Consider the following 25,693-nt stretch of genomic DNA (forward strand, 5'->3'; position numbering starts at 1 on the left):
ACAGGAACACCGATGAAGAACCTGGAGAGCTTCGCCGCTCCCGGGCCCGCCCGGATCGACACCCTCGACAGCCTGCGCGAGCACCTGCAGTGGGCGATCGAGCTGGAGCACGCGACGCTGCCGCCGTACCTGTGCGCGCTGTACTCGCTGGACCCGGAGCGCAACCCCGAGGCCGTGGAGGTGGTGGGCAGCGTCTTCGCCGAGGAGATGCTGCACCTGGCGCTGGCCGCGAACCTGCTCAACGCCGTCGGCGGCCGGCCGCGCCTCGACACGCCGGAGATGCTGCCGCCCCATCCCCGGCGGCTGCCGCACAGCTCCCTGGAGCTGTCGCTGCTCCCGTTCGGGCCCGAGGCGCTGGAGATGTTCCTGCGCCTGGAGCAGCCTGCGCCGCCCGGCGCGCCGGCGCAGGCCGACGGCTACGAGACGATCGGCCAGTTCTACGACGCGATCGAGCAGGGGCTGCGCCACCTGTGCGAGCAGCTCGGCGAGCGGGAGGTCTTCAGCGGCGACCCCGCCCGCCAGGTGACCGGCACCCACTTCCGGCACACCGCGGGCCGGCTGTTCGCGGTGGAGGACCTGGAGTCGGCGCTGGGCGCGCTGGAGGAGATCGTCGAGCAGGGCGAGGGCACGGCCAGGGGCCAGGTCTGGGACGGCGACCAGGACATCTTCCACCCCGAACGGGACGAGGTCGCCCACTACTACCGCTTCCAGGAGCTCAAGGCCGGGCGCCGCTACCAGCGCGGGGACACCCCGCAGTCCGGCCCCACCGGCGAGCCGATCTCGGTGAACCTGTCCGCCGTGCGCCCGATGCCGCCCGATCCGCGGCTGTCCGACCACGCCCCCGGCAGCGCGACCCGCACCGCGCAGGAGGAGTTCAACCGCACCTACTGCACCCTGCTGAACCAGCTTGAGCAGGCCTTCGACGGCGACCCCAAGCTGCTCGGCGCCGCCGTCGGCACCATGTACGCGCTCAAGGGCCAGGCCCTGGCGCTGATGGAGGCGGGCGCCGGCCCCACCTTCGACTACGTGCCGCCGCAGTCACGCTCGTAGGCGCCCGCGCCCGGAAAGGAAGAAACCCTCGTGGACAACCCCTTGAGGATCGGCGCCGGACTCGTCGACTACGCGCTGATCCTCGTCTACTTCGCCGTCGTCCTGCTGGTCGGGGTGACCGCGCGCCGGCGGATCTCCAGCAGTCTCGACTTCCTGCTGTCGGGGCGGTCGCTGCCGGCGTGGATCACCGGGCTGGCGTTCATCTCGGCCAACCTCGGCGCCGTCGAGGTCATCGGGATGTCGGCCAACGGCGCCGAGTACGGCATGCCCACCATGCACTACTACTGGATCGGCGCCATCCCGGCCATGTTGTTCCTCGGCATCGTGATGATGCCGTTCTACTACGGCTCCAAGGTGCGCAGCGTGCCGGAGTTCATGCGCCGCCGCTTCGGCCCCGGAGCCCACCTGGTCAACGCGATCACCTTCGCGCTGGCGCAGGTGCTGATCGCGGGGATCAACCTGTTCCTGCTGGCCACCGTGGTCAACGGGCTGCTCGGCTGGCCCTTGTGGGTGGCCCTGATCCTGGCCGCCGTGATCGTGCTCAGCTACATCACCCTGGGCGGGCTGTCGGCCGCGATCTACAACGAGGTGCTGCAGTTCTTCGTCATCGTCGCCGCGCTGCTGCCGCTCACCCTCATCGGCCTGCACCGCGCCGGCGGCGTCGGCGGCCTCATCGACCGGGTGCGCAGCGCCGCGGGCGGCGGCGCCCAGGAGCTCAGCTCCTGGCCGGGCACCGAGCTGGCCGGGTTCGCCAACCCCGTCCTGTCCGTGGTCGGCATCGTGTTCGGGCTGGGCTTCGTGCTCTCCTTCGGCTACTGGACGACCAACTTCGTCGAGGTCCAGCGGGCCATGGCCACCAGCTCGATGACCGCCGCGCGCAGCACCCCGATCATCGCCTCGTTCCCGAAGATGTTCATCCCGTTCATCGTCGTCATCCCCGGCATGATCGCCGGAGTGCTGGTGCCCGAGGTGATGCGGCTCAAGGCCGGCGATCCGGCGGCGGGGGTCACCTACAACGACTCCATCCTGCTGCTCATCCGCGACACGCTGCCCACCGGGCTGCTCGGCCTCGCGCTGACCGGCCTGCTGGCCGCGTTCATGGCCGGCATGGCGGCCAACATCTCCGCCTTCAACACCGTCTTCAGCTACGACCTGTGGCAGCAGTACGTGGTCAAGGGCCGCTCCGACGGCTACTACCTGAAGGTCGGCCGGTGGGCCACCGTCGGCGCCACGGTGCTGGCCATCGGCACCGCGTTCATCGCCGCCGGCTACGGCAACCTGATGACCTACCTGCAGACCCTGTTCGGCTTCTTCAACGCCCCGCTGTTCGCCACCTTCATCCTGGGCATCTTCTGGAAACGCATGACCCCGGCCGCCGGCTGGATCGGCCTGGTGTCCGGCACCCTGGGCGCGATCGCCGTGTGGCTGGCCAACGAGAGCGGCCTGATCGAGCTGCCCGGGCAGGGCGCGGCCTTCGTCTCCGCGGGCGTGGCGTTCGTCACCGACCTCGTGGTCAGCATCCTGGTCAGCCTGATCACCGCCCCGAAACCGGCGAAGGAGCTGAGCGGCCTGGTCTACTCCGAGACGCCCAAGGCCCGGCGCACCGACCCGGCCGCCGCCCGGCTGCCCTGGTACCGGGCGCCGGCCAAGCTGGCGGGCATCTCCCTGGTGCTCGTCACCGCCCTCAACGTGATCTTCCGATGAAAGGCCACCGGCACATGACCGACGACCAGCCCGCACCCCGCAAGGCCGGCGCGTTCGACATCCGCGTCGTCATCGCCGCACTGATCGGCTTCTACGGCGTCGTCCTGACCGTCATGGGACTCGTCGTGGACACCGCCGCGGACCGGGCCAAGACCGGCGACGTGAACGCCAACCTGTGGGCCGGCCTCGGCATGGTGGCCGTCGCCGCAGCGTTCGCGATCTCGGCGCGCCTGCGCCCCGTCCTCGTCGAATGACCCGTACGAGCTGGCCTGAGCCCGATGCGGAAGCCGCATCGGGCTCAGGCCGTGCCTCCTGGGCCCTGCGGCAGCGCGGTCCGCAGCTGCCTGCGGGAGGCGACGCCGAGCTTGCGCGCGTGGGTGACCCGGACCCCGGTGCGCCCGAGCCGCTCGACCGCCTCCCCGTACGGGACGCCGACTCCGCCACCTCCACGCCGGCGCACTGGCAGGCCGTCGGCATCCTGCCCTGCGGTTCGACACGAGCTGCAGGAGCGCCGACGGCAGCACCGACAGCGCCCCCATCTCGCGGGCCAGGTCGACCAGCCGCGTCGAGAGCGCCGTGTTGCCGTCGAAGTCCCAGACGTTGGACGCCATGCGGGAGGCGAGCGGGAGCCGGCCCAGGCACTCCTCCGGGGAGAGCCCTTCGGCGCGGAAGGCGTCCAGGGCCTGCCGCACCAGGGACACGCCGGCCCGCGTACCCCTCGATGGTCATCACGGCCAGGCCGCGCAGGAGCAGATGGTGGCGCTCCGGCGGCGGCCCGGGCGGGCGGCGAGCGCCGCCCGCGCGACGTCCGGCAGGCGGGCGCCGACCGGCAGGCGGTCGACGGTCAGGGGCGCGTCGAGCGCGTCGCGGTAGGTCTCCTGGGCCAGCCGCGCGCCAGCGGCTCCAGCCGCCTGGCGGCCCTGAGCAGCAGCGGCAGGGCGGTGCCCGCGCTCCTGGCGGCTGACATGATCCGGCCGCGCAGCAGGCCGGCCCGGGCGCGCTGGCGTTCGTCGAGCGGGGTGAGCTCGGCCGCGTCCAGGAGGCCGCGCGCGGCGTCGTACCCGCCAGCCTGGTACTTGGCGCGGGCCGCCGCCAGCGCTCTGGCGCCGCGGCGGGCGGGATCGTGGCCAGCTCGGCGGCCACCGGCTCGTCGGGGCCGGCGGTGGCGCCGGCCAGGTGCCACGCCCGCCTGCCGGGATCCGACCGGGGATCGGTCGCGTCGGCCAGCACGCGGTGCACGTCCTGCCGCTCGTGCGGGGGCGCCGAGCCGTGGACCGCCCGCGAGGCAGCTCCAGCAGGGGCGGGCGAACCGCGAACACCAGCCCGATCCGCTCGGCGAGCAGGCGTCGCGCGACGAAGGCGAGTGTCTGCACCGAGACCCGGTCGAGCCACTGGGCGTCGTCCACCAGGCAGATCAGATGCCCGCCTCGCCCCGCACCACCAGCACCGAGCTGTGACCGCCCTGCGCGGTCGTCACGAGCCGGTCCAGCGTCTCGCTCTCGGCCTGGCGGCCACGCAGCCGTAACCAGGAATCCCGCCTCACCATGTGGCACCGTCGCCCTGCAGGCCGCATGCCTGTTGTCCGGTGGAGGCGGGAGGCGGCCGGCGATGCGCGGCGGGTAGGGCACCCGCCCTCTTCGGATCAGGGTGGGGGCCACCGGCACGCCGTCTCGGGGCGGCCGGTGGCCCTCCTCACCCGCACCGCGCGGTGGTGAACAGGAACGCGCAATCCTGCACGGCCTCCACGCGGTGGCGGCGTTCGGGCATGACCAGCAGGTCGCCGGGCAGCCCGTCCCACGACTCGGGCCCGGCCACCAGCCGTACCCGCCCGTGCAGCACGTGCACCGTCACCTCGCCGGGATGGTCGTGCTCGTGGATGTGCTCGCCCTGCCGCAACGCCATGACCGTCTGCCGCAGCGAACGATCGTGCCCGCCGTGGACGGTGGTGGCGCTGCGACCGCTGTGCGCCTCACGGGCCAGGGCGACCAGGTCGCGGGCGAGCGTGGTCAGCGACGTCCTGGTCATGGCCGGGGCGCGCGGCGGTCCCGGCGGGCTTCCAGCTCCTCCGCGCTGACCGGGATCAGCATCGGCTGCCCCGGCGCGCAGAACATCGTCACCACGAACGCAGACTCCTCGTCGGCGAGGTGGTTGCCGTCCTGGTAGTGGATCACGTCACCGCCCGGCTCCCAGAACGCCTCACCGGCCCGCACCACCCGCACGGGGTCGCCTTCGAGCTCGAAGTTGATCGCTCCCTTGACCACGTAGCCGTAGGCCGGCCCCGAGTGCCGGTGCGGCGGCGCGCCAGGGCTGTTCGGCGGCAACGTGACCAGGAGCGTCATCGCCTCGGCCCCCTCCGGCGCGGGCGGCGCCCCGGGCACGGTGGCGACCACGTCGATCTTCGGCGGCGGGCCGCTCTTGTCGGGGTTGTCGAGGTGGTGGGCGTGGGTGTGATCGGTGCTCATCGGCATTCCTCCGCGGATCAGTGGCCGGTTCGTTCCGGCCGTGCACAGCTCAGACAAGACGGCGCCGCCGATACGTGACAGAGGGCGTAAGGTCACCCGGCGCCGCGCAGGGAGTCGGCCGGCGCCGCGAGCGAGAGGCCGGGGAAGCGCGCGAAGAGCCGGCGTAGGGCCTCGGCGACCTCGACGCGGGCCGCGATGAGCAGGGAGGTCATGTCGCCGCCGGGATGGGCGCGCTTGGTGGCGATGAGCTGGTCGGTGACCTCGAACAGGCGCGCGGCGTTGGCCTGCGCCTGCTCGGGGGTGAGCGTGCTGTCGAAGACGTTGTCGATGAGCTGCCGGAAGCAGCTCGGCGATGCGGCGCGCGCTGAAGGCGGGGGCGACCATCCGCCGTAACCTGCGGTGGTCGGCGCCGTACGCGGTGAGCATGCTCTGCACCTCGATCCACAGGGCGAGCGGCCAGGTGCGGTTCGTCCGCTGGAAGTCCGGATAGTGAGCGCGGCCGTTCTTGGACACGTCGGGGCTGGTGAGCAGGGTCTTCAGCAGGGCGGGGTCGGAGACCGCCCAGGCACGCAGGCCGAGCACGTCCACGGGGGTGGCCGGGCCGCGAGCCCCGCAGGGCCCGGTACTCGGCGTGGCGGTCGGCGCCGGCGGGGTCGATGACGAAGGGCAGGGGCTGGGACACGCGTCGTCTCCTTCGCGGAACGGGGCTCTGGAGACGTTGACCGGGTGGCCCCGCGCACGCGTGACAGGCGAGCCGTCCGGGGCCACACCGATCGGGCCTCGCCGCTCGGGGACGCGCAGGGGATGGAACCCCCCGCCACCTTCAACCTATAGCGCAGCGGGGGTCTTGCGGCAAGACCGGGGGCGTGCCGCACAATCAACGTTCAGGGCCAGGACCAGCGGAGATGACGCGCGCCGCGGTGGTGCGGCGCGACTGGCCGGCAGGCGAACTCACGGAAACGGGCGATCCATGTTCGATGTGATCATCGCCGGTGGCGGGCCGACCGGTTCGATGCTGGCCGGCGAGCTGCGGCTGCACGGCGTGCGCGTGCTCGTGCTGGAGAAGGACGCGGAGCCGGCGCCGTACGTCCGCTCGCTCGGCCTGCACACCCGCAGCCTCGAGGTGCTGGACCAGCGCGGGTTGCTGGAGCGCTTCCTCGCGCACGGCCGGCGCTTCCCGATCGGCGGCCACTTCGCCGGAATCGACAAGCCCCCGCTCGAACGGCTGGACACCGCGCACCCCTACGCCCTGGCCATCCCGCAGCCCGTCACCGATCGCCTGCTGGCGGAACACGCCGCCGAGGCCGGCGCCGACGTCCGGCGCGGCCGCGAGCTGGTCGGGCTGAGCCAGGACGAGGACGGCGTGAGCGCCGAGCTGGCGGACGGCACGCGGGTGCGCTCGCGCTACCTGGTCGGCTGCGACGGCGGCCGCAGCACGGTACGCAAGCTGCTCGGCGTCGCCTTCCCCGGCGAGCCCGCCAGGACGGTGACGCTGCTGGGCGAGATGGAGCTGACCGAGGATCCGGCGGCGATCGCCGCCGTCGTCGCGGAGGTCCGCAAGACCCAGCTCGTGTTCGGCGCCATCCCCCTCGGCGACGGGGTGTACCGCGTGGTCGTGCCCGCGGAGGGGGTGGCGGAGGACCGGGCCGTCCCGCCGACCGTCGAGGAGTTCGGCAGGCAGCTCCGGGCGTGGGCGGGCACCGACTTCGGCGTGCGCTCACCGCGCTGGCTGTCCCGCTTCGGCGACGCCACCCGGCTGGCCGAGCGCTACCGGGCCGGCCGGGTGCTGCTGGCGGGCGACGCGGCGCACATCCACCCGCCGGCGGGCGGGCAGGGGCTCAACCGCGGCATCCAGGACGCCTTCAACCTCGGCTGGAAGCTGGCCGCCGAGCTCGGCGGCTGGGCGCCGGAGGGGCTGCTGGACAGCTATGAGAGCGAGCGCCGCCCGGTGGCCGCCGACGTGCTCGACAACACCCGCGCGCAGATGGAGCTGATGTCCACCGAGCCGGGCCCCCAGGCGGTCCGCCGGCTGCTGTCGGAGCTGATGGACTTCGAACAGGTGCACCGGTACCTGATCGGGAAGATCACCGCGATCGGGGTCCGCTACGACTTCGGCGAGGGGCACGACCTGCTCGGCAGGCGCATGCGGGACGTGCGGCTGAAGCGGGGCCGCCTGTACGAGCTGATGCGCGGGGGCCGCGGCCTGCTGCTCGACCAGACCGGCCGGCTCTCGGCCGGGGGCTGGGAGGATCGGGTCGACACCGTCGTCGACACCGTCGTTGACACCGTCGTTGACACTGTGGCCGATCCGGGTGGGGGCCTGGACGTGCCCGCCGTGCTGCTGCGGCCGGACGGGCACGTGGCGTGGGCCGGCGACGACCAGCGGGAGCTGCTCGACCGGCTGCCGCGGTGGTTCGGCGCGCCGGGGAGGACGGCATGATGCGGGTATGACGTTGCCGACGGTCTTCACGGAGCTGCTCGGCGTGCGGCACCCGATCGCGCTGGCGCCGATGGGCGGGTCGGCGGGCGGGGAGCTGGCCGCGGCCGTCTGCCGGGGCGGCGGGCTGGGGCTCCTGGGCGGCGCGCACGGGGATCCTGAGTGGCTGGCCCGCGAGGTGCCCGTCGTCGCCGGGACGGGGCTGCCGTGGGGCATCGGATTCCTGACCTGGGGGATCGATCTCGCCGCCGTGGAGCTGGCGCTGAGCTACGGCCCTCGTGCCGTGATGTTGTCGTTCGGCGATCCGAGCCCGTACGCCGGCCGCGTCCGCGAGGCGGGCGCCCTGCTGTTCCTCCAGGTCACCGATCTGGAGGAGGCCGAGCAGGCCGCGGCCCTGGGCGCCGACGTCATCGTGGCGCAGGGCACCGAGAGCGGCGGGCACGGCGCCGCGCGCGGGCGGTCCACCCTGCCGTTCGTGCCCGCGGTGGTGGATCTCGTGGCTCCGGTGCCGGTGCTCGCGGCGGGCGGCATCGCCGACGGGCGCGGGGTGGCGGCCGCTCTCGTGCTGGGCGCCGCGGGAGCACTCGTCGGCACCCGTTTCCAGGCCACCACCGAGGCCCTGGTCGATCCCTCGATCACCGAGGCCATCGTCGAAGGGCGGGGCCAGGACACCGAGCGCAGCACCGTGCTCGACATCGCGCGCGGCTCCGCGTGGCCGTCCAAGTATCCGGCCCGCACCCTCGGCCACCCCTACCTCGACCGCTGGCGCGGCCGGGAGGCCGAGCTCGCCGCCGATTCCCGGGCCCTTGAGGAGTACCGGGACGACGTGGCGCGCGGTGCGATCCCGCCGCTGCCGGTCTGGGCGGGCGAGGCCGTGGACCTCATCGCCGACCTGCCCTCGGCGGAGCAGCTGGTGACCTCGATGGCCGCGCAGGCCGAGGACGCCCTGAACCGGGCGGGGCGCCGCTAGCGCCGTGGCCCCGGCCCCGGCCGGAGATGCGCGCCGATCGTGGCCCGGCCGCAGGTGTGCGACGATCGTGCGGTGAGTGCCCCTTCCACCGTGCGCAAAGTAGGCAGGCCGCGCGCCGTGGCGCGCCCGCGGAGCGGGTTGAGCCCGCGGGAGGAGATCCTGACGGCGGCGGCGGAGCTGTTCACCACCCACGGCTACACCGCCACCACGACGCGGGCGCTGGCCGAGGGGGCCGGGATCAGGCAGGCGTCGATCTACCACTACTTCGACGGCAAGGAGGACATCCTCGCCGAGCTGCTGGAGAGCACGGTCCGGCCGTCCCTGGAGGCCGCGCGCGCCCTGTCCGGCGCCACGGCTGAGGAGCGGCTGTGGGAGCTGTGCCATCGTGACGCGGGGCTGCTGTGCTCGGGGCCGTACAACCTGGGCGCGCTCTACCTGCTGCCCGAGGTGCGCACGGAGCGGTTCGCCGGGTTCCGGCGGATGCGTGACGAGCTCAAGGACGTGTACGGCAGGCTGCTGGCGGCCACCTCGGCCGGGGCGGCGCTCTCTCCCGAGGACCGGGCGCTGCGCACCGACCTGCTGTTCGCGCTGATCGAGGGCGTCATCCTGATCCGCAGGGACACCCCGGGCGAGCTGGCAGTCGCCGCCGTCGAGACGCTGGCGGCCGCCACCGCCGACGCGGCGCTACGCCTGGCCGGTGTTCGCGACCGGCAGCCGCCCGCCGGCCACGCCGGTCAGGCGTAGCCGCCGGTAGATCAGGCCCAGGGTGACGACCGCCGCGAGGAAGAGCAGGGTGAACCACTGGAAGAACCAGTGGCCGGTGATCGGGGCGTACACCTCGGCCCTCGGCCAGGCCAGGTTCACCGTCATGGCCAGCCCGTAGCAGAAGGCCAGCGCGTTGACCGGCAGCCCCCAGCGGCCCATGCTGAACAGCGGCGTCCCGTCCTCCGCGGTCCCGGCCGGCGCCCCGCCCCGCCAGGCGCCGCGCAGCCGCTGCACCAGCAGCGGGCCCGTCACCATCGCGTACGCCAGGTAGAGCAGCACGATGCAGGTGGTGCCGATGGCCAGGAACGCCTCGGGCGAGGCGAAGTTCAGCAGCAGGATCGCGGCGGCCAGCCCTCCGGTGACCAGTGCGGGGCCGGTCGGCATGCCGGTGCGGGGCGAGACCCTGGACAGCGCGCCGGAGAAGGGGACCACCCCGTCGCGCGCCATGGAGAACAACATCCTGGTGGCCGCGGTCTGGATCGCCATGGTCGCCACGGCGATCGCCACCACCACGTCGGCCAGCAGCAGCTTGCCCACCCAGTCGCCCAGGCTGCTGGTGAGCACGTACGACAGGCCCTCGGTGGCCAGCCGCCCGTCGGTCAGGCTGGGCGCGGCGAGCAGGCCGGCGAAGATGATGAGCCCGCCGAGCAGCCCGGCCGCCGTGAGCGCGGTCAGGATGGTGCGCGGGGCGACCCGGCGGGGGTTGCGGGTCTCCTCGCTCAGCTCGCCCGCGCTGTCGAAGCCGATGAGCACGTACGCGGCGGTGAACGAGCCGACCAGCAGCGCGCCGATGGCCCCGCCCTGCCCGCCGGTGCTGAACGTGACGCCGGCGCCGTTCTCGGCGTGGGTGAACAGCAGCACGATGATGAGCACCGCGCCGATGATCTCCGTGGTGACGCCGATGCTGTTGACCCGGGCCAGGACGCGGTTGTCGATGACGTTCACGGCCGTGGTGAGCGCGAGCAGGATCAGCCCGAGGACGGCGGCGTTGGCCGCGCCCGTGGCGGTGGTCGGCGCGGGGTCGCCGCCGACGAGCTGGAAGCCCGGCCAGATCGAGGGCAGCACCACCTGCAGGGCGAGCGCCGCGGCGGCGACGACGACGATCTGCCCGAGGATCATGATCCAGCCCGCGAACCAGCCGAACGCCGGCGTGCTCAGCCGGGTGGACCACTGGTAGATCGAGCCGGAGATCGGGTAGCGGGCGGCCAGCTCGGCGAAGCAGAGCGCGACCAGGAGCTGCCCGGCCAGCACGATCGGCCAGGTCCAGAAGAAGGCGGGGCCGCCGAAGGAGTACCCGATGGCGAAGAACTGGAAGACCGTGGTCAGCACGGAGATGAAGGAGAAGCCCGCGGCGAAGGAGGCGTACCTGCCCATGCTGCGGTGCAGCTCCTGTCGGTAGCCGAAGGTCCGCAGCGAGGCTTCGTCGGTGGGTGGCGGGGGAGTGGCGGTGACGTCCATCGGGTCTCCGGGCGCTCGAATTTCTGTCGGTTGACCGATATGTACGGGCCCCTCGTTTCCGCCTCATGACGCCGGCGTTCATCTGCCGTAACGCAAAACTCACCGCGCAGCCCCATCACAGCGGGCGCTCAGCCCCCGTGAGCAGCGCTTAACACGGGATTTACCGTCCTGACCCATGCGCGTTCGCGAGGCCGCCCAGCATTTTCTGTCAAGCGACAGAAATTACGAGGAGCGTCGTGACCACACTCCAGAACGGGACCGCCACCACCGCAGGTGCGCGCGCCCACGCCAGGGCCCAGGAGGGCACCGCGGTCCACACCGCGCCGACCGTGCCGGCCTCGCGCTGGGCGGACCCGCCGGAAGGAGTCGCCGCCGGCGACCTCGTCTGGGCGGACCGCCTGCCCGCGGGCGGCTACGCCCACCGCGTCCTCGCGGCGGGCACCGCGATCCGGCTCACCGACCCCGACGGCGACGCCTGCGCGTCGCTGCTGCTGTTCCACGCCGGCATGCCGTGGGAGCGGCTCAACATCGCCGACACGGTCAAGGTGCAGTGGCAGGTGTACGCCGGGGAGTCGTACCTGCTGCTCAGCGACCAGGCCAGAGTCCTGGCGACCGTGCTCACGGACGGCTCGGGGCGGCACGACACCCTGTACGGCGCCTCGACCCGCGCCAGGAACGAGCGGCGCTACGGCGACGGCTCACCCCAGGGCCCCAGCCCCGCCGGACGGGAGCTGCTCGCCCTCGCCGGCGCGAAGCACGGCCTGGAACGGCGGGACCTGCCCCCGTCGATCTCCTTCTTCCAGGGCGTGCGCATCGACGCCGAGGGACGGCCCGGGTGGCAGGGCTCGGCCGGAGCCGGCACGAGCGTCGTCCTGCGCACCGAGCTCCCGGTCGTCGTGCTCCTCGCGAACGCCGCCCACCCGCTCGACCCGCGCCCCGCGTACACCGTCACCCCGCTGGAGATCCTCGCCTGGCGGGACCGCGTGACGGCGCCCGGGGACCCCCAGTGGAGCGCCACGCCCGAGGGCCGGCGCGCCTACGAGAACACCGCCGACCACCGGAAGGGCAGAGGACTGTGAAGACGGACGCGTTCGGGGCCGAGCTGCACCGGGAGACCGTCCCGCCCCGCGCCCCCTGGTCACGGGTGCTCCAGCGCGGGCAGGTGCTGGCCATCGTCGACCTCGACGGCAACCAGGCCGTCGACTTCCTCGCCTACGACGCCCTGCGGACCTGGCGCGCCTACAGCGCCCAGGCGACGCTGCAGGAGCAGGAGACGATCTTCCTCACCACGGGCAGCGTGCTGCGCGACAACGAGTCCGAGCCGCTCCTGACCGTGGTCGCCGACGAGGTCGGCCGGCACGACACCCTGGGCGGCGCCTGCTCCCGCGAGTCCAACACCCTGCGGTACGGCCACCACACCTACGCGCAGCACGCCTGCGCCGACAACTTCCTCGCCGAGCTGTCCAAGCACGGCATGGGCAAGCGCGACCAGGTCTCCAACGTCAACTGGTTCATGAACGTGCCCGTCGACCCCGACGGCGCGCTCGGCATCGTGGACGGCATCTCGGCCCCCGGCCTGTCGCTCGCGCTCCGCGCCGAGAAGGACACCCTCGTCGTCGTCTCCAACTGCCCCCAGATCAACAACCCCTGCAACGGCTTCGACCCCAGCCGCGCCCAGATGGTGGTGTACGCCGGTGCCTGAGCCGAGGCGACTTCCCGGCACGCTGCTGGTCGCCAACCGCGGCGAGATCGCCTGCCGGATCATCCGCACCGCCCGGGAGCTCGGCGTGCGCACCGTCGCGGTGTTCTCCGAGATCGACCGGGCCGCCGCGCACGTCCGGCTCGCCGACGAGGCCGTCCTGCTGGGCCCGGCCGCGCCCGCGCAGTCCTACCTCGACGCGGAGGCGGTCCTGCGCGCCGCCAAGGAGAGCGGCGCGGACGCGATCCACCCGGGTTACGGGTTCCTGGCCGAGGACGCCGGTTTCGCCGAGCTCGTCGAGGGCGCCGGGCTCGCGTTCGTCGGCCCGACGCCCGCCCACCTGCGCACCTTCGGCGACAAGCACGCCGCCCGCGCGGTGGCGGTGGCGGCAGGGGTGCCGGTCTTCCCCGGCACCGGCCTGCTGACGGACGCCGACCACGCGGTGGCGGAGGTGGCGGCCATCGGCTACCCCGTCATGCTCAAGGCCACCGGCGGAGGCGGCGGCATCGGCATGACCGTGTGCCGCACCCCGGACGAGCTGCGGGCCGCCTACGACCGGGTGACCGGCCTCGCGCTGCGCAGCTTCGGCTCCGCCGGCGTCTTCGCCGAGCGGTACGTCGAGCGCGCCCGCCACGTCGAGGTCCAGCTCTTCGGCGACGGCGCGGGCGGCGTCGTCACCCTCGGCGACCGCGACTGCTCGCTGCAGCGGCGCAACCAGAAGGTCGTGGAGGAGGCGCCCGCGCCCGCCCTGCCCGGCCACGTGCGCGAGCGGCTGCACCGCACCTCACGCGACCTGGCCGCCTCGATCCGCTACCGCTCGGCCGGCACGGTCGAGTTCGTCTACGACGCCGAGCGCGAGGAGCTCTCCTTCCTGGAGGTCAACGCCCGCCTCCAGGTGGAGCACCCCGTCACCGAGCAGGTGACCGGCGTGGACCTGGTCGCGTGGATGCTGCGGCTGGCCGGCGGCGACGACTCGTTCCTCGCGCCGCACCTCGCGACCGGCGCCGTGCCGGTGTCCGGGCACGCCGTCGAGGCGCGCGTGTACGCCGAGGACCCGGCCGCCGGCTTCCGCCCGAGCGCCGGCGTGCTGACCAGGGTGGAGCTGCCGTCCGGGAAGGGCGTCCGGGTCGACGGCTGGGCCGGGACCGGCACCGAGGTGTCCACCGCCTACGACCCGATGCTCGCCAAGGTGATCGCCACCGGCGGCAGCCGCGAGGAGGCCCTGGAGCGCCTCGGACGGGCCCTCGCCTCGACCCGGGCCGACGGCATCGAGGTCAACCTCGGTCTGCTGCGCGCCGCCGTCGGGATCCCGGAGTTCAGGGCCGCCACGCACACCACCGGCACCCTCGCCGGCGTCGGCGACCCCGAGCCGCGGATCACCGTCGTGCGCGCCGGCCTGATGACCACCGTCCAGGACGCCGAGGGACGCGTCGGCTACTGGCAGGTCGGCGTGCCGCCGAGCGGGGCGATGGACGACCGCTCGCTGCGGCTGGCCAACCTCGCGCTCGGCAACGACGAGAACGCGGCCGGCCTGGAGTGCACCGCAAGCGGCCCCGCCCTCCAGGTCAGCCACGACACGCTGGTGTGCGTGACCGGGGCGCCCGCGGCGGTCACCGTGGACGGCGTCGCCGTCCCGATGTGGGAGCCCGTACGGGTGCCGGCCGGGGCCACCCTGCACGTCGGCGACGCCACCGCCGGGCTGCGCAGCTACGTCGCCTTCGCCGGAGGGCTGGACGTGCCGCCGTACCTCGGCAGCGCGGCCACCTTCACCCTCGGCCGCTTCGGCGGCCACGGCGGACGCGCGCTGCGCCCCGGCGACGTGCTCCGCACCGGCCCCGCCACCGCGACCCCGGCCGGGCCCGTCCCCACCGAGCGCCGTCCCGGCTTCGGCGACCACTGGGAGCTCGGCGTCAGCGAGGGGCCGCACGCCGCGCCCGAGTTCTTCACCCGGGACGACGTCGTCCAGCTCTACGCCACCCGCTACAGCGTGCACTTCAACTCGGCGCGCACCGGCGTCCGCCTGGTCGGCCCCAGGCCGGCCTGGGCGCGGCGCGACGGCGGCGAGGCCGGCCTGCACCCCTCCAACATCCACGACACGCCGTACTCGGTCGGCGCCCTGGACTTCACCGGCGACACCCCCATCCTGCTCGGCCCCGACGGGCCCAGCCTCGGCGGCTTCGTCTGCCCGGTCACGGTGGTGTCGGCCGAGCGGTGGAAGCTGGGCCAGCTCAGGCCGGGCGACACGGTGTCGTTCGTCCCGGTGCGGGCCGCCGAAGCCGTGCCGCCGCGCTCGCTCGGCCTGCCCGTGCTCGTGCCGGGCGGCGACCTCGACGACGGCGTGCTGCGACGGCTCGACGGGACCGACGGGACCGACGGGCCGGCGGTGACGTACCGCAGGCAGGGCGACGACAGCGTCCTCGTCGAGTACGGCGACCTCGTGCTCGACCTCGCGCTGCGCGCCCGCGTGCACGCGCTGCACACGGCGCTGGCCGAGCTCGCCCCGGCCGGCGTGCTCGACCTGACGCCCGGCATCCGCTCCCTCCAGGTGCACGTCGATCCGCAGGTGCTGCCGGTGCGCCGCCTGCTCGGCCTGCTCGTGGAGCTGGAGGCCACGCTGCCGCGCACCGCCGACCTGGTCGTGCCGAGCCGTACGGTGAGACTGCCGCTGAGCTGGGACGACCCGGCCACGAGGGAGGCGATCGAGCGTTACATGGCCGGGGTGCGCGACGACGCCCCCTGGTGCCCGTGGAACATCGAGTTCATCCGCCGCATCAACGGGCTCGACAGCGTGGACGACGTCTACCGCACGGTGTTCGACGCCGAGTACCTGGTGCTGGGCCTGGGTGACGTGTACCTGGGCGCTCCGGTGGCGACGCCGCTCGACCCGCGGCACCGGCTGGTCACCACGAAGTACAACCCCGCCCGTACCTGGACGGCGGAGAACTCCGTCGGCATCGGCGGCGCGTACCTGTGCGTCTACGGCATGGAGGGGCCCGGCGGCTACCAGTTCGTGGGCCGTACGACCCAGGTGTGGCGCACCCATCCGGAGCCCGGCCGGGACCCGTGGCTGCTGCGGTTCTTCGACCGGATCCGCTGGTATCCGGTCTCGGCGGAGGAACTGCTCGACCTGCGCGCCGACCTGGCCGCCGGCCGGACGGCCCTGGACGCCGCCGACGGGTCGTTCTCGCTGGCCGATCACGAGCGTTTCCTGGCGGAGAACGCCGGGTCGATCGCCGCGTTCCGGGCCAGGCAGGCGGCGGCGTTCGCGGCCGAGCGGCGGGCCTGGGAGGAGGCGGGCGAGTTCACCCGCGCCGAGCGGGCGGCGGCCGTGGAGCCGGCCGCGCCCGCCGAGGTGGTCGTGCCGGAGGGCGGCGCGCGGCTGGACGCGCCGTTCGTGGCGAACGTGTGGAAGGTGGAGGTCGCCGTGGGCGACGTGGTCGAGGAGGGGAGGACGCTGGTGGCGCTCGAGGCCATGAAGATGGAGACGTATCTGGCGGCGCCGGCGGCGGGTGTCGTGACCGAGGTCCGCGCCGCCACGGGCACCCAGGTCGCCCCCGGTGACTGCCTCGTGGTGCTGGGGCCGCTCTCATGAGCGCCGCCGGGAGTAGCCCCCTTGGGAACGCCGGCGAGGCGCTGAGCGGGGGTGCCGGCTCGGGCGGGAGCGCTCGCGAGGTGTTGCGCGGGCGGCGGCCGGAGGTGTTCATCGCGCACCGGGACGAGGCCGAGGTGGCGGCCGAGGTGGCGGCGGCCTCCGGGCCGCTGGCCGGGCTGCGGCTGGCCGTGAAGAACAACGTGGACGTGGCGGGCTTCCCGACGACCGCGGCCTGCCCCGCCTTCGCGTCCGGCCCCGCGGCCGCCGACGCTCAGGCGGTGGCGCGGCTGCGGGCCGCCGGCGCGACCGTCGTCGGCGTGACGAACCTCGACCAGTTCGCGACCGGCCTGGTCGGGCAGCGCAGCCCGTACGGAGGGGTGCGGGACGCGCGCCGGCCGTCATTCGTGTCGGGCGGTTCGAGCTCGGGCTCGGCGGTCGCGGTGGCGCTCGGCCTGGCCGACCTCGCGATCGGCACCGACACCGCCGGCTCGGGCCGGGTCCCGGCCGCGTTCCAGGGCATCGTGGGGATCAAGCCGACGCTGGGCACGGTGTCCGTGGCGGGGGTCGTGCCGGCGTGCCGCTCGTACGACGCGGTCACGATCATGGCGCGGGACCTCGGCACCGCCGGCGCCGCCATGGCCGCGATGGCCGGCGGCCCCGGGACCCGGCCCTGGCCGGCCGGCGCGCCCCTGGCCGCGCCCGCGGCGGCGCGCGTGGCCGTCCCCGACGAGCTGCCGGCCATGGCCCCCGGCTGGGCCGACGCCTTCACGGCCGCCGTGGAGCGGCTGCGGGAGGCGGGAGCCGTGGTGGAGCCGATCCGGATCGAGCCGTTCCTGGCCGCGGCCCGGCTGCTCTACGACGGCGCGCTCGTCGCCGAGCGGCACGCCGCCGTCGGCGGGTTCGTGGACGCCCACCCCGGCGACGTGGACCCCACCGTCGGCGCGATCATCAGCCGGGCGGGGAAGGTCTCCGCGTCGAGCCTGGTACGCGACGTCGCGCGCCTGGAGCGGCTGCGGCAGGAGTGCATGGAGCTGCTCGGCGGCTTCGACGCGCTGCTCGTGCCGACGGCGCCCTGCCATCCCACGGTGGCCGAGGTCGCCGCCGAGCCGGTGGCGGTCAACTCGCGCGTCGGCACGTACACGAACTTCTGCAACCTGTTCGACCTGTGCGCGGTCGCCGTGCCGGCGGGCACGGTCGACGAGGGCTCCGAGCGGGGGATCGCCCAGTTCGGCGTGACCGTCCTCGCCCGCCCGTTCCACGACGCGGTCGCGCTCGACCTGGCCGGCCTGGTCGCCGTCCAGCCGGAGCCCCCGGCGGAGTACGCCGGAGGCGCCCCGCCGCTTCCCGCCGGGACGCCGCCGTGGCCGGCGGCGATCGCGGACGGCGGCGTCCGGGCCGTCGAGCTCTTCGTGGTCGGCGCCCACCTGGCCGGCCAGCCGCTCGAACCCGAGTTGCGCGACCTCGGCGCCCGCTGGGACCGGCCCGCGCGGACCTCCGCCGCCTACGCCCTGCGCGTGCTCGGCACCGTCCCCCCGAAGCCGGGGCTGGTGAGGGTCGGCGCAGGCGGCGCGCCCGTCGAGGGCGAGGTCTGGCTGGTGTCCGAGGGGGCGCTCGGCCGTTTCCTGGCCGGCCTGCCCGCGCCCATGACGCTCGGCCGGGTCGAGCTCTCCGACGGCCGCTGGGCGGTGGGGTTCGGCTGCACGCAGGAGGCGGCGTCGGCGGGCGAGGACATCACGAAGTACGGCGGCTGGCGCGCCTGGCTGTCGAGCCGCTGACCCGGTGGGCTGAGGGAGCGTTCACCGGTCCGGGGAGAGGGCCCGGTGCCAGAGGTGGATCACGGCGTTCACGTGCGCGGCGCTGTCGCGGCCGGCGGGCGGGTCGAGCAGGGCGCCGTGCAGGTGCGCCTCGATGCCCTGAACGGCCAGCAGCCCGCTGAGCTCGGGATCGGGGCCACCGGCTCCGATCCGGCGCAGCTCGCCGGCCAGCGCGTGGGCGATCCGCTGCTCGGTCTCCCGGAAGCGGGCGACCAGGCCGGGAGTGCGGGGCGCCTGGTCGAACAGCAGCCGGTGCAGGGCGGGCCGGTCGGTGTGCAGGTCGGCCACGCACCGCACCAGGCCGGTGAGCAGTTCGAGCAGGGACGGGCGCCGCTCGGCGGCGCGGGCGAGGACCTGGGCGACCTGCTCGCCGCTCTGGGCCAGGTGGTGCTCGGCCAGCGCGACCAGCAGGGCGTCCTTGTTCGGGAAGTACTGATAGAGCGATCCGATGGACACCCCGGCGCGTTCGGCGATCTTGTTCGTGGTGGTGCCGGCGTAGCCGTACCGCTGGAAAAGCTGAGCAGCCGCCTCCAGGATCACCGCCACCGTCTCACGGGAGCGGTGCTGGCGGGGCTGTTTACGGGGTGTGAGCACGAGCCTCCCATGCGAGTACCGAAAACTGAGAATAGCTCGCATTATTGAACGGCGGGCTGATCGCCCCGCCTCCCCTCTTGAGAACGGAACCGTCTTCGTGCTGCCCGAACTCCTGGCCTACGGCGCCCGGACCCTGCCCGGCCTGCTGCTGATCGGCGGTTGCTTCGCGCTCGCGCGCGGCGAGCGTGACCCGCTGCTGCGCATCGTGACGCTCATCCTGGGCTTCGTCCTGATCAGGGACGCGATGACGCCGCTCGGGTTCTGGCGGCTGGGCGTCGCGGGAGGGGCTCCGTGGCTGCGCTTCACCGGCCAGGCGGGCATCCTGCTGCTGTTCGGCCTCGGCACGGTGCTGCTGACCGCGGGCCTGCTGCGCGCGGACGCCGGGCTGCGGTCCCTGGTGCGCTGGGGCCGGTTCGGGCCCGCGGCGGCCGGATGGGGCGTCGGTGGCGGGGTGCTGGCCGCCGCGCCGGTGGTGTTGCTGTCGCTGCCGACCCCGCTGTCCGGGCGCGGCGGGGCGGTCGCCGTCACGCTGCTGCCGGTGCTGCTGCTGTTCAGCCTGGCCGGCAACCTGGCCGAGGAGGTGCTGTTCCGCGGGTTCCTGCAAGGGCGGCTGGAGCAGCAGTTCGGCGCCGTACGGGCGGCGCTGCTGTCGGCGTCGCTGTTCGCCGCCTGCCACGTCTTCCTGGCCTCGACCGTCACGGACGCGGGCTGGCCGCTGCTGGCCTTCACCCTGTACGAGGGGTTGATCTGCGCCTTCCTGCGGCTGCGGAGCGGGGTCGTCGCCGCTGCCCTGGCGCACGGCACCGCGATCTTCCTCCTGGCGGCCGCCCTGATCTGAGCCGCCGGCATGCGGGCGACGCGACGGCGCCCCGGCTCCCGTCGACGGGAGCCGGGGCGTTGTCGGGTCGGTCCTGCGCGAGGGACACCGGTCAGCGGTGGCCAAGGCGTCAGCCGCGGGAGCCGGTGAGCTCGTCGGCCGGGGCGCCGGTGCGGGTGCGCAGGGTGGCGGCGGCGATCAGCGCGCCTGCGAGGGCGATGGCGGCGGCTCCGACGAAGGCGGCGGAGAAGCCGTCGGTCAGCGCGGGCAGGTCGCCGAGCCGGTCGGCGCCGTTGGCGGCGGCCACCGCGGTCATCGCGGCCAGGCCGAGCGCGGAGCCGACCTGGTAGCTGGTGTTGACGATGCCCGAGGCCAGGCCGCCCTCCTCCGGGCGGGCGGAGGAGATGGCGGTGCCGAGGGAGGGGATGAAGGCCAGCGACATGCCGAGGGCTGCCACGAGGCTGGCGGGCAGGACGTCGGCGGCGAAGCCGCCGTCCGGGCTGATCAGCGACAGCCACGCCATCCCCGCCGTGAGCAGGAGCAGGCCGGTGACCGTGGTCGGCTTGGGGCCGAAGCGGCCGATGGCCCGCGGCGCCACGACGATCATGCCGATCATGATGAGCACGGTCATCGGGACCAGGGCGGCGCCGCTGGGGAAGGCGCTGTAGCCCAGGACCTGCTGCAGGTAGAGGTTGAGGAAGAACCACATCGGGATCCAGGCGCCGCCGAGCAGGAGCTGGGTCAGGTTGGCGGCGGCCAGGTTCGGGGTGCGGAAGATGGACAGGCGCATCAGCGGCTCGCGGCGGCGGGCCTGGACGGCGACGAACGCGGCCAGCAGCAGCACGGCGACGGCGAGCGTGATCAGCGTCTGGGCGGAGCCCCAGCCCGCCTCGGGCGCGCGGACGATGGCGTAGACGGCGGCGCCGAGGCCGAGGGTGACGGTCAGCGTGCCGAGGACGTCGATGGAGCCGCGCCGGGCCGGGGCGGCGGGCATCAGCGGGCCGGTGGCCGCGAGGGCGACGAGGGCGATGGGGATGTTGATGTAGAAGACCCAGGGCCAGCTCAGGTACTCGGTGATGACGCCGCCGAGGAAGACGCCGGCGGTGCCGCCCGCGGGCGCGGCTGCGCCGTACAGGGCCAGAGCCCTGGTCAGCTCCCTGGGGTCGTGGCCGAACAACATCATCAGCAGGGTGAGCGCGGACGGGGCGATCAGCGCGGCGCCCACGCCCTGGACGGCGCGGCCGGTCAGCTCGACCCACACCTCGGGCGCGATGCCGGCCAGGAGCGAGCCGGCGAGCAGGACGATCCAGCCGGCGCTGAAGAGCCGGCGCGCGCCGAACAGGTCGGACAGGCGGCCGCCCAGCAGGAGGAGGCCGCCGAAGGCGACGACATAGGCGTTGAAGACCCAGGACAGGTTCTCCTGCGAGAAGCCGAGGTCCTGCTGGATGCGGGGCAGGGCCACGCCGATGATCGACGTGTCCATGATCACGATGAACTGGGCCGTGGCGATCAGGGCCAGGGCGGTCCAGCGCCGGGGGGATGGTGCGGACATGAGGGATCTCCAAGCTCTCCCGTTATCGGTACCCCTATGGGGTATGTTGGGCGGGTGCCAATCAATACCACTGGGGGGTATCTGTCAAGTCGGTGCCGCCGACGTGCTCCGGAAGGGACGAGAGCGTCGACTTGCGGGCCGGACGCCGCGGATGGGAACGTGAGGCGTGGTCACGACAGCCGATCAAGACACCCGCCGCGACGTCGCGTGGGCGACGGCGAGACGGTTCGCGCACGCGGCGGCGGAGCCGGCGCCGGCCGTGCGGGTGGCGCTCGGCCAGGCGGCGGGCCTGACGCTCGCGGAGGACCTCGTCGTGGCGACGCCGCTGCCCGCCTTCGACACCTCGGCGATGGACGGGTACGCAGTGGCGGGTGCCGGGCCGTGGTCGATCACCGGCAGCGCCCGGCCCGGCCGGCCGTGGACGGGCGAGCGCCTGACGGCCGGGAACGCCGTGGAGATCTCGACCGGCGCCGTCGTCCCTCCCGGGACCTGGGCGGTGCTGCCGGTCGAGTCGGCCACCGTCTGCGACGGCAGGGTCACCTGCCCCGATGGTCCCGGCGGGACGCGTGACGGCCGGAACGGGTGTCGCGACGAGTCCGGCGGGGCGCGTGACGGCCGGAACGGGTGTCGCGACGAGTCCGGCGGGGCGCGTGACGGCCAGGTCGGACGTCGCGACGAGTCGGCCGCGGTCAGTGACGGCCGGGTCGCCGTTCCCGGGCTGGCGCGCGGCAAGCACATCCGGTACACCGGGGAGGACGCGCCCGCGGGCACGCGTCTCGCGCCCGCGGGCACCGCGGTGGGCCCGGCGCTGCTCGGACTGGCCGCCACCTGCGGGTATGACGAGCTGCTCGTCCACCCCACCCCTGTCGTCCGGGCGATCGTCACGGGGGACGAGCTGGCCCGGCACGGCCTGCCAGGGCCGGGCCGGGTGCGCGACGCGCTCGGGCCGCTGCTGCCGTCGCTGATCGCCGAGCTCGGCGGCCGCCTCGACGGCCTCGTCCACGTGCCCGACCAGCCCGTCGCCGCGCTGGCCGAGGCGGTGGAGGCCGCCGCGGGGGCCGACGTCGTCGTGGTCACCGGATCGACGTCGGTCGGCGTCACCGACGGGCTGCGCCGCCTGCTCGCCGAACGCGACGTCCGCTGGATCGTCGACTCGGTCGCCTGCCGCCCCGGCCACCCCGCCCTGCTGGCCAGGCTGCCCGGCGGCCCGTACGTCATCGGCCTGCCCGGCAACCCGTTCGCCGCGCTGGCCGCCGCGCACACCCTGCTCGGCCCGCTCCTCGCCGGGCTGTCCGGCCGCGCGCTCGGCGACCTGCCGCAGGCCCCGCTGACCTCCCAGGTCCCGGTGCCCGCCGGCCGCACCCGCATCGTCCCCGTCGTCTGGGACGGCCCCGGCGTGCGGGCCCTCGGCGGCGACCGCCCGGCGTTCCTGAACGGCGCGGCCCTCGCGGACGCCCTGGCGGCGGTCCCGTACGGCCACGAGCCCGGCCGGCCGGTGCCGCTGCTCCTCCTGCGCGGCTGATCGCCGGCCCTGAGAGGCGGCGTAGTTCCCGGGAACCAGGCAGGTCAGTGCCCGCGCCCGATGTGCCGGGCACGGGCCCGTTCCTACGCTCGGACCCGTGCTGAAACGCCTGATTCCCGCCCTGCTCGCGCTCGTGGCGGCGCTCGCCTGGGCGGCTCCCGCCGTCGCGCACGGCCGCAGCGGCGAGGCCGACCTGCGCTTCGCCCAGACCATCGGCGGCATGGAGCTGACGGTGCTGGCGCCCGAGGCGACGACCCGGATGATCGAGGCGTTGCGGCCCATGCTGCCCACCGAGGAGGACCGCCTGCTGCTGGCGGCGGCGGAACGGCTGACCGCGCGCGAGCGGGAGGTGTGCGGGCTGATCGCCGAGGGCCTGTCCAACGACGAGATCGCCGCGCGGCTGGTCATCAGCCGGTACACGGTGAAGGTGCACGTGTCGAGCGTGCTGGCCAAGCTCGGGCTGCCCGACCGGGTGCACGTCCTGCTCGCCTGGTCCCGGCTGCGCCCGCACCGGCCGGACGCGGATCGCCCGCGCTGACCGCCGCGCGGGCCCGCGCCGGGCATCGGATGGTAAAAGCCTGCCCCACGGTTGCGCCTGATGCCCCCAGAAGTTGGGGGCGTGAAGAGGGGGCGTGATGTGCTCGAAGAGGGTGTGCGTGCGGCAGGCCCCACCTCCAGAGGCCGTAGTGGCCGGCCGGAACTCGCGGCCGGCCACTACGCCTGCACACGGCAGGCGTCCAGGCAGCGCTCCACGGCGGGCCGCGGATCCATGGCGTACGTGCCGTCCCCGAACAGCTCGAACGTCATGAGCCCCCGGTACCCCCGCCGGTCCAGCGCCTCCAGGTAGCCGTCCAGCGGCAGCTCCCCGTCGCCCCACGCCAGGTGCCCGGCGGGCCGGCCGTCGACGAGGTGCACGTGCCGTACGCGGTCGCCGAGCGCGTCGAAGTAGTCGTCCACGCTCTCCCCGGCCACGGCCATGGCCACGGTGTCCAGCACGGCGCCCAGGTTCGGCGCGCCGATCTCGCCGATCATCGCAGCCAGCGCCCGGGAGTCGTTGACCAGGTTCGACTCGACGCGCTGCAGCGCCTCCAGCACGCACGTCACGCCGAGCGTCCCGGCGTACGCGGTGATCTCGCCGATCGCGTCGGCCGAGCGGCGCCAGGCGTACGACGCCGGCTCGTCCTCGAAGCCGCGCCCCGGCGTGAGCAGCAGCAGCTCCGCCCCGAGCTCGGCGCAGAGCTCGGCGGCGCGGCGGAACATCGCCACGCTGCGCGCCCGCAGCCCGGTGTCGGGGGAGGCCAGGTTGACGGGGTACATCACCTGCTCGGGCGTGAGGCAGGCGACGGTCAGGCCGCGCGACCCGGCGCGGCGGCGGACGGCCCGCGCCCCCGCGTCGCTCAGCTCGGGGACGTGGAGCTGCGGCGCGATGCCCCACAGCTCCAGGCGTTCCCGGCCGAGCCGGGCCATGTCGTCGAGGCAGCGGTCGAACGGCAGGTGCTGGTAGGCGAAGTTCGACCCGGTGAAGCGGGTGGGTTCGATCATTTCCCGACCCCGTCCGCGAGGCCCTTGACGATGTGGCGCTGGCCGAGGAAGAACAGCAGCACCACCGGCAGCGCGGCGATCACCATCCCGGCGAACACCACGGGGTAGTCGGTGCCGTGCTTGCTCATCAGGCTCGTCAGCCCGACGGGCAGGGTCTGCACGCCGGAGCCGCTGGTGAAGATCATCGCGAACAGGTACTCGTTCCAGGTGAACAGGACGTGCAGCAGCACCGTCGAGGTGAGGATGGGCTTGCACATCGGCAGGATGATCCGCCAGAACGCCGTCCAGCGGCCCGCGCCGTCCATCTCGGCGGCCTCGTCCACCTCGCGCGGCAGATCGATCATGTACGCCCTGATGAGGAACGTGGTGAACGGGATGCGGAAGGCGGTGTAGAGGATGAGCAGCGCCCAGAACGTGTTGTACAGCCCCATCGCCTGGAACAGCTTCACCAGCGGCACCAGCGCCACGGTCGGCGCGAGCATCAGCCCGCCCAGGATGGCCGCCGTGAGCGTCCTGTTCAGCGGGACGTCCACGCGCGTCAGCCCGTAGGCGGCCCACGCGCTGATGAACACGGTGGCGACGGTCGAGGTCAGCGTGACCAGCACGCTGGTGGTCAGGTAGTCGCTGACGCCGCGGTTCCACGCCTTGGCGTAGTTGCCGAAGCTCCAGTCCAGCGGCAGCGCGAACGGGTCGCCGAACAGCTCGGCGTTGGTCTTGAACCCGTTGAGCGTCATCCACAGCAGCGGGTAGAGCACGACCACGGCCAGGGTCAGCAGGAACGCCCACATGAACACGCGGGCGATCACCCCGAGGAAGCTCAGGCGCGTCACCATTCCACCCTTCTCCTGCGGGTGACCCAGAGCTGCGCCACCGCCACGCCGAGCGTGATCACGAACAGCACGGTCGCGATCGCGGCGGCGTACCCGAAGTTGTTGCGCACGAACCCGCTGCGGTACAGCCAGGTGCCCAGCACCTGCGTCGAGTTGTCGGGGCCGCCCGCCGTCATCACCATGACCTCGTTGAACACCTGGAACGCGCCCGAGAGCGTGACGATCGCCATCAGCCCGGTCATCTCCCGCACGAGCGGCACCGTGATCCGGAAGAAGCGGCCCACCGCGCCGACGCCGTCGATGGCGGCGGCGCCGTAGATCTCCGCCGGGATGCGCTGGATCGCCACCGCGAACAGCAGCGTCGAGTAGCCGAAGCCCTGCCACTGGCTCATCGCGATGATCGACGACATGGCCGTGCTCTCCTGCCCCAGCCACGCCTGGGCGAGCTCGCCGAGCCCGGCGGCCTTCAGCGCGTGGTTGAGCGGGCCCAGGTTCGGCTCGTAGATGAAGTAGAACAGCAGGCCGGCGACGGTCAGGGAGATCGCCGACGGGATGAAGTAGATCGCCCGCAGCGCGCGCTGCCACCGCTCGCTCCGCACGCCCTCGATGAGCGCGGCCAGCAGGAGCGCGCCGAACACCTGGAAGACGATGGAGACCACCGCGTACAGCACGTTGTTGCCCAGCGACGACCAGAAGACCGGATCCTCGACCAGCCTGGCGTAGTTGCCGAGGCCGACGTACTCCTGGCTGCCGCTGTAGATGTCCCACTTCAGCGTGCTGAACTGCAGGTTCTGCACGAGGGGGAGGTAGACGAACACTCCGACCAGCACGAGGGCGGGGACGACCCACGCGAGCCCGAGCGTCCTTCGCAGGGCGGCGCGCACG

The 25,693-nt window shown here is 73.9% G+C and carries 26 protein-coding genes; 14 read left to right on the plus strand and 12 right to left on the minus strand.

Annotated elements, in window-relative coordinates; genetic code table 11:
- The first annotated feature begins 12 nt into the window (after positions 1–12).
- Genes HD597_RS14765 through HD597_RS14775 form a run of 3 tightly spaced genes read left to right on the plus strand, consistent with a single transcriptional unit; the run spans position 13 to position 3,008 of the window.
- Entirely contained in the window at positions 13–1,050 is a 1,038-nt protein-coding gene (locus tag HD597_RS14765; protein WP_253742692.1) for a ferritin-like domain-containing protein, read from the plus strand.
- A 30-nt stretch (positions 1,051–1,080) separates the two neighbouring features.
- On the plus strand, positions 1,081–2,754 hold the full coding sequence (locus HD597_RS14770; protein ID WP_253742694.1) for a sodium:solute symporter family protein: 1,674 nt from the start codon (positions 1,081–1,083) through the stop codon (positions 2,752–2,754).
- Positions 2,755–2,768: 14 nt separating this feature from the next.
- Positions 2,769–3,008: a hypothetical protein gene (locus HD597_RS14775; RefSeq protein ID WP_253742708.1), complete on the plus strand. Its 240-nt coding sequence runs from the start codon at positions 2,769–2,771 to the stop codon at positions 3,006–3,008.
- A 44-nt stretch (positions 3,009–3,052) separates the two neighbouring features.
- Here HD597_RS14775 and HD597_RS14780 read toward each other — a convergent pair whose 3' ends face one another.
- From HD597_RS14780 to HD597_RS14800, 6 genes are all read right to left on the minus strand, one after another.
- On the minus strand, positions 3,053–3,214 hold the full coding sequence (locus tag HD597_RS14780; protein WP_253742711.1) for a hypothetical protein: 162 nt from the start codon (positions 3,212–3,214) through the stop codon (positions 3,053–3,055).
- Between the two features lie 384 nt (positions 3,215–3,598).
- On the minus strand, positions 3,599–3,937 hold the full coding sequence (locus tag HD597_RS14785; RefSeq protein ID WP_253742712.1) for a hypothetical protein: 339 nt from the start codon (positions 3,935–3,937) through the stop codon (positions 3,599–3,601).
- A gap of 231 nt (positions 3,938–4,168) precedes the next feature.
- Positions 4,169–4,300 carry a hypothetical protein gene (locus tag HD597_RS64450; RefSeq protein WP_276082913.1) on the minus strand — a complete coding sequence of 44 codons (132 nt, stop codon included), beginning with the start codon at positions 4,298–4,300 and terminating at the stop codon, positions 4,169–4,171.
- Positions 4,301–4,446: 146 nt separating this feature from the next.
- On the minus strand, positions 4,447–4,779 hold the full coding sequence (locus HD597_RS14790) for a cupin domain-containing protein (protein ID WP_253742713.1): 333 nt from the start codon (positions 4,777–4,779) through the stop codon (positions 4,447–4,449).
- Entirely contained in the window at positions 4,776–5,216 is a 441-nt protein-coding gene (locus HD597_RS14795) for a cupin domain-containing protein (RefSeq protein WP_253742714.1), read from the minus strand. The genes HD597_RS14790 and HD597_RS14795 overlap by 4 nt, the downstream gene beginning before the upstream one ends.
- A gap of 92 nt (positions 5,217–5,308) precedes the next feature.
- Positions 5,309–5,428, minus strand: coding sequence for a cytochrome P450 (locus HD597_RS14800; protein WP_253742715.1), 120 nt, complete (start codon positions 5,426–5,428; stop codon positions 5,309–5,311).
- 140 nt (positions 5,429–5,568) lie between these two features.
- Here HD597_RS14800 and HD597_RS14805 point away from each other — a divergent pair, with 140 nt between their 5' ends.
- The 4 genes from HD597_RS14805 to HD597_RS14820 all read left to right on the plus strand — a co-directional run bounded on the left by HD597_RS14805 (position 5,569) and on the right by HD597_RS14820 (position 9,367).
- Positions 5,569–5,706 carry a hypothetical protein gene (locus HD597_RS14805; protein WP_253742716.1) on the plus strand — a complete coding sequence of 46 codons (138 nt, stop codon included), beginning with the start codon at positions 5,569–5,571 and terminating at the stop codon, positions 5,704–5,706.
- Between the two features lie 480 nt (positions 5,707–6,186).
- A complete protein-coding gene (gene rox / locus HD597_RS14810) occupies positions 6,187–7,656 on the plus strand; it encodes a rifampin monooxygenase (protein WP_253742717.1) in 1,470 nt (489 codons plus the stop codon).
- A 7-nt stretch (positions 7,657–7,663) separates the two neighbouring features.
- Complete coding sequence (locus HD597_RS14815; RefSeq protein ID WP_253742718.1) at positions 7,664–8,623, plus strand: NAD(P)H-dependent flavin oxidoreductase; 960 nt, start codon at positions 7,664–7,666, stop codon at positions 8,621–8,623.
- Between the two features lie 72 nt (positions 8,624–8,695).
- A complete protein-coding gene (locus tag HD597_RS14820) occupies positions 8,696–9,367 on the plus strand; it encodes a TetR/AcrR family transcriptional regulator (protein WP_253742719.1) in 672 nt (223 codons plus the stop codon).
- Here HD597_RS14820 and HD597_RS14825 read toward each other — a convergent pair.
- The gene (locus tag HD597_RS14825; protein WP_253742720.1) at positions 9,308–10,846 is read right to left on the minus strand and encodes an amino acid permease; all 1,539 of its coding nucleotides are present in this window, start codon (positions 10,844–10,846) and stop codon (positions 9,308–9,310) included. The two genes, HD597_RS14820 and HD597_RS14825, sit on opposite strands and share 60 nt — an antisense overlap.
- 236 nt (positions 10,847–11,082) lie before the next feature.
- On the opposite strand from HD597_RS14825, the gene HD597_RS14830 reads away from it, so the two are divergent.
- Genes HD597_RS14830 through atzF form a run of 4 tightly spaced genes read left to right on the plus strand, consistent with a single transcriptional unit; the run spans position 11,083 to position 17,912 of the window.
- Positions 11,083–11,925 (plus strand): urea amidolyase associated protein UAAP1, encoded by an 843-nt coding sequence (locus HD597_RS14830; protein ID WP_253742721.1) that lies wholly within the window; start codon positions 11,083–11,085, stop codon positions 11,923–11,925.
- The gene (locus tag HD597_RS14835) at positions 11,922–12,548 is read left to right on the plus strand and encodes an urea amidolyase associated protein UAAP2 (RefSeq protein ID WP_253742722.1); all 627 of its coding nucleotides are present in this window, start codon (positions 11,922–11,924) and stop codon (positions 12,546–12,548) included. Before HD597_RS14830 ends, HD597_RS14835 begins: the two co-directional genes overlap by 4 nt.
- Positions 12,541–16,137 carry an urea carboxylase gene (uca, locus tag HD597_RS14840; protein ID WP_253742723.1) on the plus strand — a complete coding sequence of 1,199 codons (3,597 nt, stop codon included), beginning with the start codon at positions 12,541–12,543 and terminating at the stop codon, positions 16,135–16,137. Before HD597_RS14835 ends, uca begins: the two co-directional genes overlap by 8 nt.
- Positions 16,134–17,912 carry an allophanate hydrolase gene (gene atzF, locus HD597_RS14845; protein ID WP_253742724.1) on the plus strand — a complete coding sequence of 593 codons (1,779 nt, stop codon included), beginning with the start codon at positions 16,134–16,136 and terminating at the stop codon, positions 17,910–17,912. The genes uca and atzF overlap by 4 nt, the downstream gene beginning before the upstream one ends.
- A 21-nt stretch (positions 17,913–17,933) precedes the next feature.
- Here the strand turns inward: atzF and HD597_RS14850 are convergent, their stop codons facing one another.
- Entirely contained in the window at positions 17,934–18,545 is a 612-nt protein-coding gene (locus HD597_RS14850; protein WP_253742726.1) for a TetR/AcrR family transcriptional regulator, read from the minus strand.
- 97 nt (positions 18,546–18,642) lie between these two features.
- Here HD597_RS14850 and HD597_RS14855 point away from each other — a divergent pair, with 97 nt between their 5' ends.
- Complete coding sequence (locus HD597_RS14855; RefSeq protein WP_253742727.1) at positions 18,643–19,383, plus strand: CPBP family intramembrane glutamic endopeptidase; 741 nt, start codon at positions 18,643–18,645, stop codon at positions 19,381–19,383.
- Positions 19,384–19,492: 109 nt separating this feature from the next.
- On the opposite strand, the gene HD597_RS14860 is transcribed toward HD597_RS14855, so the two are convergent.
- Complete coding sequence (locus HD597_RS14860; protein WP_253742729.1) at positions 19,493–20,914, minus strand: MFS transporter; 1,422 nt, start codon at positions 20,912–20,914, stop codon at positions 19,493–19,495.
- 166 nt (positions 20,915–21,080) lie between these two features.
- Between HD597_RS14860 and HD597_RS65810 the strand changes: the two genes are divergently transcribed.
- Both HD597_RS65810 and HD597_RS65815 read left to right on the plus strand, forming a co-directional pair.
- A complete protein-coding gene (locus tag HD597_RS65810; RefSeq protein ID WP_253742730.1) occupies positions 21,081–22,436 on the plus strand; it encodes a molybdopterin-binding protein in 1,356 nt (451 codons plus the stop codon).
- 97 nt (positions 22,437–22,533) lie between these two features.
- Positions 22,534–22,974: a helix-turn-helix transcriptional regulator gene (locus tag HD597_RS65815; RefSeq protein ID WP_308210614.1), complete on the plus strand. Its 441-nt coding sequence runs from the start codon at positions 22,534–22,536 to the stop codon at positions 22,972–22,974.
- Between the two features lie 176 nt (positions 22,975–23,150).
- Here the strand turns inward: HD597_RS65815 and HD597_RS14875 are convergent, their stop codons facing one another.
- The 3 genes from HD597_RS14875 to HD597_RS14885 are packed head-to-tail and all read right to left on the minus strand — an operon-like array spanning position 23,151 to position 25,692.
- Positions 23,151–23,978 carry a sugar phosphate isomerase/epimerase family protein gene (locus tag HD597_RS14875; protein ID WP_253742732.1) on the minus strand — a complete coding sequence of 276 codons (828 nt, stop codon included), beginning with the start codon at positions 23,976–23,978 and terminating at the stop codon, positions 23,151–23,153.
- Positions 23,975–24,811 (minus strand): carbohydrate ABC transporter permease, encoded by an 837-nt coding sequence (locus HD597_RS14880; RefSeq protein WP_253742734.1) that lies wholly within the window; start codon positions 24,809–24,811, stop codon positions 23,975–23,977. The genes HD597_RS14875 and HD597_RS14880 overlap by 4 nt, the downstream gene beginning before the upstream one ends.
- A complete protein-coding gene (locus tag HD597_RS14885) occupies positions 24,805–25,692 on the minus strand; it encodes a carbohydrate ABC transporter permease (protein WP_253742736.1) in 888 nt (295 codons plus the stop codon). Before HD597_RS14885 ends, HD597_RS14880 begins: the two co-directional genes overlap by 7 nt.
- Position 25,693: the final 1 nt, after the last annotated feature.

The sequence above is a fragment of the Nonomuraea thailandensis genome (assembly GCF_024172165.1).
GTDB classification, from domain to species: domain Bacteria; phylum Actinomycetota; class Actinomycetes; order Streptosporangiales; family Streptosporangiaceae; genus Nonomuraea; species Nonomuraea thailandensis.